11 protein-coding genes are annotated in these 11601 nt (G+C 73.6%); 8 read left to right on the top strand and 3 right to left on the bottom strand.

Annotated features, from left to right (window positions below; translation table 11 throughout):
• Positions 1 to 230 precede the first annotated feature (230 nt).
• The 5 genes from AB0P06_RS30940 to AB0P06_RS30960 all read left to right on the top strand — a co-directional run bounded on the left by AB0P06_RS30940 (position 231) and on the right by AB0P06_RS30960 (position 4952).
• Positions 231 to 716, top strand: a complete 486-nt coding sequence (locus AB0P06_RS30940; protein ID WP_363613163.1) for a DUF1453 domain-containing protein — start codon at positions 231 to 233, stop codon at positions 714 to 716.
• A 34-nt stretch (positions 717 to 750) separates the two neighbouring features.
• Entirely contained in the window at positions 751 to 1941 is a 1191-nt protein-coding gene (locus AB0P06_RS30945; RefSeq protein ID WP_363613165.1) for a histidine kinase, read from the top strand.
• Between the two features lie 45 nt (positions 1942 to 1986).
• Positions 1987 to 2703, top strand: coding sequence for a response regulator transcription factor (locus AB0P06_RS30950; protein WP_363613167.1), 717 nt, complete (start codon positions 1987 to 1989; stop codon positions 2701 to 2703).
• Between the two features lie 123 nt (positions 2704 to 2826).
• Positions 2827 to 3285, top strand: coding sequence for a DUF485 domain-containing protein (locus AB0P06_RS30955; protein WP_363613169.1), 459 nt, complete (start codon positions 2827 to 2829; stop codon positions 3283 to 3285).
• On the top strand, positions 3282 to 4952 hold the full coding sequence (locus AB0P06_RS30960) for a cation acetate symporter (RefSeq protein WP_363613171.1): 1671 nt from the start codon (positions 3282 to 3284) through the stop codon (positions 4950 to 4952). Before AB0P06_RS30955 ends, AB0P06_RS30960 begins: the two co-directional genes overlap by 4 nt.
• 77 nt (positions 4953 to 5029) lie before the next feature.
• Here AB0P06_RS30960 and AB0P06_RS30965 read toward each other — a convergent pair whose 3' ends face one another.
• Both AB0P06_RS30965 and AB0P06_RS30970 read right to left on the bottom strand, forming a co-directional pair.
• Positions 5030 to 5719: a response regulator gene (locus AB0P06_RS30965; RefSeq protein WP_363613173.1), complete on the bottom strand. Its 690-nt coding sequence runs from the start codon at positions 5717 to 5719 to the stop codon at positions 5030 to 5032.
• A complete protein-coding gene (locus AB0P06_RS30970; protein ID WP_363613175.1) occupies positions 5719 to 7290 on the bottom strand; it encodes a sensor histidine kinase in 1572 nt (523 codons plus the stop codon). The genes AB0P06_RS30965 and AB0P06_RS30970 overlap by 1 nt, the downstream gene beginning before the upstream one ends.
• 339 nt (positions 7291 to 7629) lie before the next feature.
• Between AB0P06_RS30970 and AB0P06_RS30975 the strand changes: the two genes are divergently transcribed.
• From AB0P06_RS30975 to AB0P06_RS30985, 3 genes are read left to right on the top strand one after another with little or no spacing between them, the layout of a single operon-like run.
• Positions 7630 to 8466: an ABC transporter ATP-binding protein gene (locus AB0P06_RS30975; protein WP_363613177.1), complete on the top strand. Its 837-nt coding sequence runs from the start codon at positions 7630 to 7632 to the stop codon at positions 8464 to 8466.
• Complete coding sequence (locus AB0P06_RS30980) at positions 8456 to 9334, top strand: ABC transporter permease (RefSeq protein WP_363613179.1); 879 nt, start codon at positions 8456 to 8458, stop codon at positions 9332 to 9334. The genes AB0P06_RS30975 and AB0P06_RS30980 overlap by 11 nt, the downstream gene beginning before the upstream one ends.
• Before the next feature lie 35 nt (positions 9335 to 9369).
• Positions 9370 to 10443 (top strand): ABC transporter substrate-binding protein, encoded by a 1074-nt coding sequence (locus AB0P06_RS30985; protein ID WP_363613181.1) that lies wholly within the window; start codon positions 9370 to 9372, stop codon positions 10441 to 10443.
• Between the two features lie 90 nt (positions 10444 to 10533).
• Here the strand turns inward: AB0P06_RS30985 and AB0P06_RS30990 are convergent, their stop codons facing one another.
• On the bottom strand, positions 10534 to 11436 hold the full coding sequence (locus tag AB0P06_RS30990; RefSeq protein WP_363613183.1) for a sucrase ferredoxin: 903 nt from the start codon (positions 11434 to 11436) through the stop codon (positions 10534 to 10536).
• Positions 11437 to 11601 lie beyond the last annotated feature (165 nt).

Raw genomic sequence — 11601 nt, forward strand, 5'->3', positions numbered from 1 at the left:
TCGGGGAAGCTCAGGATGGCAACAGGGCCGAAGAGTGCAGCGTGAACGTCAGATTCCTCCGGCAGGACCTGGACGTTGATGTTCGGCTGTTCGGCCCTCCACCCCTGGGTGGAGGGCCCGCGCGCTGCCGGTTCCACCCCCGGTCCACCCCGGCTCCGATCACCGGGCGGCGCCGGATCCGTAGCGTCGGAGAGGTCAGCCCAGCCCTTCCCGTCGGGACGGAGAGTCCGATGACCGGCCTCGTCAACGTACTTGTGATCATCGCGGTGATCGCCCTGGTGGCCCGCCGCCAGCTGCGCGCCCAGCGTCTGGACACCGAACGCCGCTTCTGGCTGCTGCCGGTGATCCTGGCCGTGCTCGCGCTGCGCGACCCGCGGCTGGTCGACCAGGCGCACCCCGGCCTCTCGGTGGCGCTGCTGGCCGCCTCGCTGCTGGCCGTGCTCGCGATGGGCTGCGTCTGGGGCTGGACCGTCCGGCTCTGGCACGGCAAGGACGGCGCGGTCTGGGCGCAGGGCACCAGGGCCACCGTGGCCGCCTGGGCCGGCCTGATCGCCATCCGGCTGGGCCTGTACGGCCTCGGAGCCGCGCTGCACGTCCACCAGGGCGCCAACGCGCTGCTGCTCGGCCTGGCGGTCCTGCTGCTGGTCAGGGCCGGCGTGGTGAACTGGAGGGCACGGACCCTGGAGAGCCCGCACCGCGTCGGCCTGGCCGGCTGAACCGCCGCCGTCCACCGGTCGGTCCGATGAGCCGATGAGCCGCCGAATCCAGGAGGAGGTACCCGTGCCCGGGTGGAACCGGACCCGCTGGCCGTCCCGCGAGGGGCTGGAACGGGAGCCCGAGAGCCCGGCCCGGCGGACCCTCTCGCTGATCGGGCGGACCGTGCTGGTCGCCACCGTGGTCTGGGGGACGTATTCCGGGGGCGGGTACAGCGGCTGGGGCGCGGTCGCGGTCGGGGCCGGACTGGTCGCGACGGTCGCGCAGGCGGCGGCCTTCCTGCGGGTCAGCCGCGAGCAGCTGCTCCGGCCCACGCTCGCGCTGGCCGTCACCCTGGTCGGCAGCGGCTGGCTCGCCGAGTGGGGGCGGGCCCACCTGCTGGCCGACTTCGTCTGGGGCGGGCTGGCGCTCACCGCGCTGGTCCGGCTGCCGTCCGTCGCCGCGCTCGGCACGGCGGTGGCGGGCTTCGGCTCCTACACGGTGGCCGGCTGGGAGAACTGGCTGGGCATCACGGCCACGGTCGGCGGGCTCGGGCTGCTGGGCTACCTGCTGCGGATGGACACCGAGGCGCGCGGCACGGCCCGCCGGCTGCTGGCCCAGGAGCGCGCCGCCCGGGCCGCCGAGGCGGAGAGCGCGGCGCTCGCCGAACGGGCCAGGATCGCCCGGGAGATCCACGACGTCCTGGCCCACAGCCTCTCCGCGCAGCTCGTCCACCTGGAGGCGGCCCGGCTGATGCTGGACGCCGGGACCGACCGGGAGCAGATCCGGGAGCGGGTGGTGGCGGCCCGGCGGATGGCGCAGGACGGCCTGGCCGAGACCAGACAGGCGCTCTCGGCGCTGCGTGGCGAGTTCACCCCGGTGGGGGAGTTCCTGGTGGAACTGACGGGCCGGGAGCGGGCCGCGCTCACCGTCACCGGCACACCGCGCCCGCTCGCCGCCGAGGCCGGGCTGGCGGTTCGGCGCACGGCGCAGGAGGCGCTGACCAACGTCCGCAAGCACGCGCCGGGCGCGCGGTGCACGGTCGAACTGCGCTATCTGCCGGGGGCGGTGGAGCTGGAGGTGCGCAACGTCCGTGCCCCGCGCGGCGAATCGCCCGGTGAGCTGGCGGCCAGTGGCAGCGGGTACGGTCTGCTGGGGATGCGCGAACGTGCGGAACTGCTCGGCGGCACCCTGCTGGCGGGCCCGGAGGAGGGCGGCTGGCGGGTGCTGCTGCGGCTGCCGGGGTGAGCGGGCGGTACGAGGCGGATGAGCGCGGATGAGCGAGGTGGACACGTGAACGGGGAGCGGCCGACCAGGGTGCTGGTCGCGGACGACCAGACGGTGGTGCGCGAGGGCATCGTGATGCTGCTCGGGCTGCTGCCGGGCATCGAGGTGGTCGGCGCCGCCGCCGACGGCGAGGAGGCCGTCGCCCTGGTGGAACGGCACCACCCCGACGTGGTCCTGATGGACCTGCGGATGCCGCGCTGCGACGGCGTCGAGGCCACCCGCCGGATCCGGGCCGCCCACCCGGAGACCGAGGTGGTGGTGCTCACCACGTACGCCGACGACGACTCGCTGTTCCCGGCGTTGCGGGCCGGCGCGCGCGGCTACCTCACCAAGGACGCGGGCGGCGAGGAGATCGCCCGGGCCATCGCGGACGTCCGCTCGGGTGCGGCCGGGCTCTCGCCGCAGGTGCAACTGCGCCTGCTGGAGCGGCTGGCGGACGCCGGACCGGTGGCCCCGGCCGCTCCCGGGGCTTCGGCGGGCGCCGGGGCGTCGGCCGCCGCCGACCGGGGCGAGCTGCCCGACGGGCTGACCGCCCGGGAGGCCGAGGTCCTGGCGCTGATCGCCGAGGGCCTCTCCAACACCGAGATCGCCCAGCGGCTGTTCGTCAGCCCGGCCACCGTGAAGACGCACATCAACAACCTGTTCGCCAAGACCGCCGTCCGCGACCGGGCGCAGGCCGTCGCGTACGCCTTCCGACACGGAATCACGAGTACGCAGCAGTAGTCGGATGAGTGCCAGTCGGATGATCGATCACCTCATTGAGTGAACGTATCTGTATCCGGCGTTGGCGGTGCCCGGGGGCGCCCATCATGGTGTCGGTCAGACGACCCCGGCTCAGGAGCAGTAGTGCCACAGCAGCAGACGAGCAGCCCGGAGCAAGGGCGGCGATTGGACTCGTGGGCCGCTCAGGCCGCCGCCCCCGGCCAATCGGCCCAATCCGCCCCGCCCGTCCCCACCCGGTCGGCGCAGTCCGCCCCCGGCCGGGCCGCCGACAGCAGCGCGGTGTACCGCGCCGTCCAGGGCAGCGAGGCCTTCCAGGAGATCCGGCGCAGCTACCGGTCCTTCGTCTTCCCGGCCTGTGGGGCCTTCCTGGGCTGGTACCTGCTGTACGTCGCGGCCCAGGCGGGCGCGCCCGGTGTGATGCGCCGTCCGGTGGCCGGTCCGATCAATGTGGCGTGGCTGCTGGGCCTGCTCCAGTTCGCCTCCACCTTCCTGCTCACCTGGCTCTACGCCCGCCACGCGCGCACCCGGCGCGACCGGGCCGCCCTGGAGCTCCGCTGGGACACCCAGGACCAGCTGCGATGACGACCGCCACCCCGCCTCCCGTCGCCGCCACCGGCGACCACCACGACCTGGCCATCGTGCTGTTCGCCGTCATCGTCCTGGTCACCCTGGGGATCACCCTCTGGGTGGGCCGCCGGGGCGGCGCCGCCGAGGACTTCTACGTCGGAGGGCGCGACTTCACCCCGCTGCAGAACGGCTTCGCGCTCTCCGGGGACTACCTCTCCGCCGCCTCCTTCCTCGGTGTCGCCGGGCTGATCGCGCTGTACGGCTACGACGGCGCGCTCTACAGCATCGGCTTCCTGGTCGCCTGGCTGGTGGTGCTGATGCTGGTCGCCGAACTGGTCCGCAACGCCGGCCGGTACACCCTGGCGGACGTGCTGGCGCTGCGGCTGCGCCGCCGCAAGGTCCGGGCGGCGGCCGGCGGGGCCAGCGTGGTCGTGACCCTGCTCTACCTGGTCGCCCAGATGGTCGGCGCGGGCAGCCTGGTCGCCCTGCTGCTCGGCACCAGCAGTGCCCAGGCCCGGACATGGACCATCGTGGCGGTCGGCGGTCTGATGATCATCTATGTCACGGTCGGCGGGATGCGGGCCACCACCTGGATCCAGATCGTCAAGGCGTTCCTGCTGATCGCCGGATCGGTTCTGCTCACCGTGCTGCTGCTGATCCGGTTCCACGGGGACGTGGCCGAGCTGATGCGCCAGGCGGCCCAGCACAGCGGCGCCGGACAGCGCTACCTGGAGCCGGGGCTCAAGTACGGCGGGAGCTTCACCAGCCGGCTGGACTTCTTCAGCCTGGGCCTGGCCCTGGTGCTGGGCACCGCCGGTCTGCCGCACATCCTCTCCCGCTTCTACACCGTGCCGACCGCCCGGGCCGCCCGCCGCTCCACGATGTGGGCGATCGGGCTGGTCGGGAGCTTCTACCTGATGGCCATCGCGCTCGGCCTGGGCGCCACCGCACTGGTCGGCTCCGGCGAGGTCCGGCACGCCAACGCGGCGGGCAACACGGCCGTTCCGCTGCTGGCCCTGGTCCTCGGCGGCGGCAACGGCAGCACCGGCGGGGTCGTGCTGTTCGCGCTGATCTCGGCGATCGCCTTCGCCACCATCCTCGCCGTGGTCGCCGGGCTGACCCTGGCCTCCTCGGCGGCCTTCGCCCACGACATCTGGGCGGGCGCCTGGCGCGGCCGTCCGCGCCGCGGACAGGGCGCGGTTCCGGCCTCCCGGCAGTCGGACGGGGAGGCCGTCGAGCACGAGGAGGTCGGCGTCGCCCGGATCGCGGCGGTGGGGATCGGGGCGATCGCGATCGTGCTCAGCCTCTTCGCCCAGCAGCTGAACGTCGCCTTCCTGGTCGGTCTGGCCTTCGCCGTCGCGGCCTCCGCCAATCTGCCGGTGCTGCTCTACAGCCTGTTCTGGCGGCGGTTCACCGCCCGGGGCGCGGTCTGGTCGGTGTACGGCGGGCTGATTCCGGCGGTGCTGCTGGTGGTCTTCTCACCGGTGGTCTCCGGCACCAGGACGGCGCTCTTCCCCGGGATGGACTTCCACTGGTTCCCGCTGGAGAACCCGGGAGTGGTCTCCATCCCGCTCGGCTTCCTGGCCGGCTGGATCGGGACGATGACCTCGGCCGAGCCGGCCGATCCGGACCGCTACGCCGAGCTGGAGGTCCGCGCCCTGACCGGCGCCGGTGCCGCCTGAGAAGCCGCTCCGCACCGAACGGCGACGGTGAACCCCGGTGGGGCCTCGGGCCCGCCGGGGTTCACCACGTCCGGGTCTCACGCCCTGACGGCCAGTCCGTAGCGGTGCTCGGGCCGCCCGGTGTCGCCGTACCGGAGGGTGAGCCGCAGCCGGCTGTCGCGTTCCAGTTGCTTGAGGTAGCGCTGCGCGGTGGACCGGCTCAGCCCGGTGGCGTCGGCGACCTCCTGCGCCGAGAGCGGCTGGGCGGCCCGGCGGAGCACCCCGAGCACCAGGTCGGTGGTGGGCGCCGAGTGCCCCTTGGGCAGGGCGGTGGCCGGGGAGGCGGTACCGCGCAGGGTCGCGAAGAGCCCGTCCACCTCGTCCTGCCCGGCCTCGCGTGCGGCCGGCCCGGCCAGCGCGTGCCGCAGCTGCGCGTACGCCACCAGCTTCTCCCGCAGCCCGCCGAAGGTGAACGGTTTGACCAGGTACTGCAACGCGCCGTGCTGCATCGCCGCGTGCACGGTGGAGACGTCGCGGGCGGCCGTCACCATCATCACGTCGCAGCTCACCTGCCGTTCGCGCAGCCGCCGTACCAGGGCGAGCCCGGTCTCGTCCGGCAGATGGTGGTCGAGCAGCAGGAGGTCCACCGGGCGGCGCTCCAGCGCGGCCAGCGCCTCGCCGGCCGAGTGCGCCGTGCCGGTCACCCGGAAGCCGGGCACCTTGGCCACGTACGCGGCGTGCACATCGGCGACCCGGAAGTCGTCGTCCACCACGAGTACGTCGATCATCACGCCTCCACGAGCGGTGCGGCGGGCAGGGCCCCGGTGCGCAGGGCCTCGGGCAGTTCCACGGTGAACCGGGCGCCGCCGAGCGGTCCGGTGTCGAGCACGATCCGGCCGCCGGTCCGTTCGACCAGCCGCCGGACCATCGCCAGCCCCAGCCCGCGCGGCCGGTGCGCCGGCGCGTCCTTGCTGCTCCACCCCTCCTCGAAGACCTGCTCACGCAGACGCTCCGGAACGCCCGGTCCGCTGTCCGCGACCTCGACCAGCAGGGTGGAGCCGGCCGCCGCCAGCGTCACCGCCACCTGCCCGCCCCCGCCGGGCGCCAGCGCGTCCACGGCGTTGTCGACCAGATTGCCGAGCACGGTGACCAGCGTCCGGGCGTCCACCACCGCGTCCGGCAGATGCGCGGCCGGGGCGACCACCAACCGGACCCCGCGCTCGCCCGCCACCGCGGACTTCCCGGCCAGCAGCGCCGCGACGTGCGGGTCCTGCACCTGTTCGGCGATCCGCGCCGCGACCGCCGCGTGCGAACCGGACTGCTCCGAGATGAACTCCACCGCCTGCTCGTGCCGGCCCAGTTCCAGCAGCCCCAGCAGGGTGTGCATCCGGTTGGCGTGCTCGTGGTCCTGCGCCCGCAGCGCCTCGGTGAGACTGCGGGTGGTGTCCAGCTCCCGGACCAGCGACTCCAGCTCGGTCCGGTCGCGCAGCGTCACCACCGCGCCGCCCTCGGCCGTCGCCATCCGGTTCACCACCAGCACCCGGTCGTCCCGGACGGCCGGCAGATCGGCGCCGGTGATCCGCCCGGTCAGGACATCGGCCAGCCGCCCGGCCGGCAGCACCTCGTCGATCGGCCGGCCGGCGCAGTCGTCGGGCAGGCCGAGCAGCCGGCCCGCCTCGTCGTTGGCCAGCCGGATCCGGCCCCCTTCGTCCAGCGCCACCATGCCCTCACGGATCCCGTGCAGCATCGCCTCGCGCTCGACCAGCAGCGCCGAGATGTCCGCCAGCGCGATGTTGTGGGTGCGGCGCTTCAGCCGTCGGGCCAGCGCCAGGGTGGCGACGGTGCCCGCGGTGAGGCCCGCGCCCGCGCAGAGCAGGATCCCGGTGAGCATCTTCAGCAGCCGGCGCCGGATCGAGTCGTCGCTGATGCCCACCGACACCTCGCCGACGATCCGCCCGTCGGCGACCCGCAGCGGCACCTTGCCGCGCGCGGTGCGCCCCAACGTGCCCTCCTGGATGGCGGTGATGCTGCGCCCGCTCAGCGCGGGCTCGGGATCGGTGCTGACCCGGTGGCCGATCCGGACCGGGTCGGTGTGCGAGAGCCGGATCCCGTCCAGGTCGGTGACCACGACGAAGCTGGCGCCGGTGGCCAGCCGGATCTGCTCGGCGTTGCGCTGGGCGGCGGCGGAGTCGCGGTCCTCGGCGGCCCGGGCGATCGTCTCGTCGGCGGCGGTGGCCTGGGCGATCGACAGCGCGCGCTGCATCGCGTCGTGGTCCAGCTCGGAGCTGACCGGTGCGAGGAACAGTCCGGCGGTGACGATGGTGACGCCGACGGTGACCACCGTCTGGCCGAGCAGCAACTGGGCGAAGACCCGGCGGGGCCATCGGGGACGGTGGGTCAGGCGGGGCCGATGGGACGGACGAGGCCCGTGTGGGCGGTGGGGGCGGTGGGGGCGCGACATCCGGGCCTCCTCTCGGCAGCGGACGGGCGGGTGGTGCGGCTGGTGCGCGCGGCAGGGGTGGTGGCACACCCTATGTTTCCGACGTGTTTCTGTCAGCCGCGCCCCCCGTTGTTGTAGCGGAAGCAAAACGAGCAGAACACCCCTCAACGCGGAGAACCCGCAGTACGCCGAGAAGCCTCCCGCCACCCCCCGGGCCACTCCTAGCCTCCCGGAGCAAGCACAGACCCGGGAGGTCATATGAGCACAACCCCGGCGCCGGTCCCGGCGATCGAGCTGACCGGCGCGACCAAGCGGTTCCGCACCCCCTCCGGGGCCCTGCACACCGCCGTCCGCGATCTCGGCCTCACCGTCGCCGAGGGCGAGTTCGTCGCCGTCGTCGGCCCCACCGGCTGCGGCAAGTCCACCACGCTGACCCTGGTCAGCGGCCTGGAGGAGCCCACCGAGGGAGAGGTCCGGGTGTACGGCGAGCCGGTCGACGGGATCAACCCGCAGGTCGGCTTCGTCTTCCAGCAGGACGCCGTGTTCCCCTGGCGGACCGTTCTGTCGAACGTCACGGCCGGCCCGCGCTTTCGCGATGTTCCCGCCACCGAGGCCCGGGAACGGGCCCGGGACTGGCTGGCCCGGGTGGGCCTGGGCGCGTTCGAGGACCGCTATCCGCACCAGCTGTCCGGCGGTATGCGCAAGCGCGTCGCGCTCGCCCAGACCTTCGTCAACGAGCCGAAGATCCTGCTGATGGACGAGCCCTTCTCGGCGCTGGACGTGCAGACCCGCGCCCTGATGTCCGACCAGCTGCTGGAGCTGTGGGCCGGTGCGGGCACCGCCGGCAACGCGGCCTCGGTCGTCTTCGTCACGCACGACCTGGACGAGGCGATCGCGCTCGCCGACCGGGTCGTGGTGATGACGGCCGGCCCGGCCACCGTCAAGGAGATCTTCACCGTCGACCTGCCGCGCCCGCGCACCGTGGAGGCCGTCCGGCTGGAGCCGAGGTTCGTCGAGCTGTACCGCGAGATCTGGGCCTCGCTCGGCGAAGAGGTGCGCATCACCCGGGAGAGAGGAGCGGGTCGTGCCGCTTGAGACCGCTTCGACCGCCGCCGTCGCCGGGAAGCCCCCGGCCGTCGCCGCCAGCAGAACCGAGGCCCGCCAACGGGCCGCCCGCAACCGGAGACTGGGGGTGTACGGGGCCCGGGGCGCGGTGCTCGTCGCCTTCCTCGGCCTCTGGGAGCTCTGCGCCCGGGCCGAGGTCGTCGACCCGTTCAACTTCTCGCAGCCGTCGAAGATCTGGGCGCAGATCTGGCAGTGGACCACCCACGGCACGGCGCAGGGCTCGCTGGGCGAGCAGATCGGCTACACCCTCTACGAGGCCCTCACCGGCTGGGTGATCGGCGTCACCGGCGGTGTGCTGCTGGGCATCGCGCTCGGCCGGATCCGCTTCCTGGCCGATGTGTTCGGGCCCTACATCAAGGTGCTGAACGCCATTCCGCGGATCGTGCTGGCCCCGATCTTCCTGATCTGGTTCGGTCTCGGCCCGGCCTCCAAGGTGGCCTCGGCGGTGGTCCTGGTGTTCTTCCCGGTGTTCTTCAACGCCTTCCAGGGCGCCCGCGAGGTGGACCGCAACCTCGTCGCCAACGCCCGCATCCTGGGCGCCGACAACCGCAAGGTCACCCTTCAGGTGGTCATCCCCGCAGCCACCACCTGGATCTTCACCAGCCTGCACGTCAGCTTCGGCTTCGCGCTGATCGGCGCCATCGTCGGCGAGTACATCGGCGCGACCAAGGGTCTCGGCCTGCTGGTCGCGGCCGCCCAGGGCACCTTCAACGCGGCCGGTGTGTACGCCGCCATGACGATCCTCGCGGTCGTCGCGCTGCTCACCGAGGGGCTGCTGACCTTCGCCGAGAAGAAGCTGTTCCGCTGGAAGCCCGCCGACTCCGGCGACGGCCGCTGACCCCCACCCCCGTTCCGTAGAGAGGCACCCCACCCATGCGCCGCAACCCGATCGGCAGAACCACCGCAGCCGCCCTCGCCGCCGTCCTCCTCCTCCCGCTCGCCGCCTGCGCCAACGACGCCGCCTCCTCGCACAACGGCGCGGCCCCGGCCGGCCGGCAGGTCGACGGGCCCAAGGTCAAGATCATGGTCGGTGGCCTGGACAAGGTCATCTACCTGCCCGCCATGCTCACCCAGCGCCTCGGCTTCTTCGCCGACGCCGGTGTCAACGTCGAGCTGATGAGCGAGCCCGCCGGCGTCAACGCCACCACCGCGCTGCTCGCCGGGGACGTCCAGGGCACGGTCGGCTTCTACGACCACACCATCGACCTCCAGGCCAAGGGCAAGAACGTCGAGTCCGTGGTCCAGTTCTCCCAGGCCCCGGGCGAGGTCGAGCTCGTCTCCACCAAGCAGGCCGAGGCCATCAGGTCCGGTGCGGACTTCAAGGGCAAGAAGCTCGGCGTGACCAGCGTCGGTTCCTCCACCGACTTCCTCACCAAGTACCTCGCCGTCAAGAACGGCACCGCGGTGGCCGAGTTCAGCCCGATCGCGGTCGGCGCCGGCCAGACCTTCATCGCCGCCCTCCAACAGGGCAGCATCGACGCCGGTATGACGACGGACCCGACGGTCGCGACCGTCCTCGACAAGGGCCTCGGCAAGATCCTCTACGACATGCGGACCCCCGAGGGCTCGCGCGAGGCGCTCGGCGGCCTCTACCCCTCGTCCTCGCTCTACATGAACACCGACTGGGTGGAGAAGAACAAGGACACCACCCAGAAGCTCGCCAACGCGTTCGTGAAGACCCTCAAGTGGATGTCCACCCACACCCCCGCGGAGATCGCCGAGAAGATGCCCGCCGACTACGCGCAGGGCGGGGCCGAGCAGTACGCGGCGGCGATCAAGGCGACCCTGCCGATGTTCACCACGGACGGCGTGATGCCGGCCGACGGCCCGAAGACGGTGCTCGCCGTGCTCGCGGCCTTCCACCCGGACGTCAAGGGCAAGGAGGGCTCGATCGACCTCGCCCGCACCTACACCACCGAGTTCGTCAGCAAGGCCGCCACGGGCTGACCACCGCGCCGACGGTCCCGCGTCCACCCCCACGGGCGCGGGGCCGTCACCGTGCCGGAAGCAGCGGGAGCCGGCGACGGGGGAGGGCCGTCACCGCGCCCGGACGACCGTCACGTCCATCCGCGACGGCGTGCCCGCCGCCTTGCCACAGCTCTCCGGGCGCGGCGGCTCGCTCGCCCCCTCCACGACCTCGACCTCCCAGGCCCGGCCGTCCTCGTGCACCACGTCCACCAGCCAGCGCCCCTCGCCCGCCGGCGACTGGGCCAGGGTCAGCGCGTCCACCCTGGTCTCCCCGGTGGCCAGCCGCACCGCGTGGTCGGCCGCCTGGCCCGGGCGGTCCCAGCCCGAGCAGCCCCGCGACCACTCCGGCACCATGTGTCCGGAGGCCGTCGCGGCCAGTACCTCCTTGGCGCTCTCCGGCGTCAGCCGCCCGTAGGCGTAGCCGTACGGCAGCACCAGCATGGTGGGGGAGAAGCGGTGCCCGCCCAGGTGCGTCACCTCCCACACCTCGCTGTGCCCGGCCGCCGCCAGCTCGGCCGCCAGCGGACGCCCCAGCAGCGCGCAGCAGCGGTCCCGCCGGCCGTTGGTGCACACCAGGGCGACGGGACCGCCGACGTGCGCCGTGCCGAAGCCTCCGTGGTCGCCCGCCCCGAGCGCGCCGAAGTCCAGCCCGAGCAGCTCCGCCGGGTCGGCCACCGTGGCCCGGCGCACCCAGCCCCGGCCCGGCACGGTGTGCGCCACGATCACCTCGTGCCGGGCGGTCGGCAGGCAGTCCGCGTGCCGCCCGGGCCGGCGGATCAGTGCCACCCGCACCCCGGTTCCCGCCGCGGCCGCGTCCAGGGCCCGGCCCACGGCGGCGTCCAGATGGCTCTCACCGAGCGCCTTCGCCCCCCACGGTCCGTTCTGCTCGACCAGCAGCCAGGTGGTGGCGGTCGCCGCCGTGGCGGCCAGTGGTTCGGACAGTTCACGCGACACGGTCGCACAGGTGCTCACGCAGGCAAGGCTACCCTTGGCGCCTCGGCCGACGGCGGCCCCGGCCCGGGGCGCCGCCGTGGGCTCCCGGGGCCCCGCCCTGGACCGGGGGCCTGGCCCGACCCCGCTTCCACCGGGACCCGTACCGCGGCCGGTCTCCCGGCACAGGCCCGGAACGACGAAAAC

This window comes from Kitasatospora sp. NPDC088351 (genome assembly GCF_040685575.1).
Taxonomy (GTDB): domain Bacteria; phylum Actinomycetota; class Actinomycetes; order Streptomycetales; family Streptomycetaceae; genus Kitasatospora.

Bases quoted from the DNA above. Each gene is read 5' to 3' on its own strand.
- AB0P06_RS30940 (WP_363613163.1), top strand. From the start codon at position 231: ATGACCGGCCTCGTCAACGTACTTGTGATCATCGCGGTGATCGCCCTG.
- AB0P06_RS30985 (WP_363613181.1), top strand. From the start codon at position 9,370: ATGCGCCGCAACCCGATCGGCAGAACCACCGCAGCCGCCCTCGCCGCC.
- AB0P06_RS30960 (WP_363613171.1), top strand. From the start codon at position 3,282: ATGACGACCGCCACCCCGCCTCCCGTCGCCGCCACCGGCGACCACCAC.
- AB0P06_RS30945 (WP_363613165.1), top strand. From the start codon at position 751: ATGAGCCGCCGAATCCAGGAGGAGGTACCCGTGCCCGGGTGGAACCGG.
- AB0P06_RS30975 (WP_363613177.1), top strand. From the start codon at position 7,630: ATGAGCACAACCCCGGCGCCGGTCCCGGCGATCGAGCTGACCGGCGCG.
- AB0P06_RS30965 (WP_363613173.1), bottom strand. From the start codon at position 5,719: ATGATCGACGTACTCGTGGTGGACGACGACTTCCGGGTCGCCGATGTG.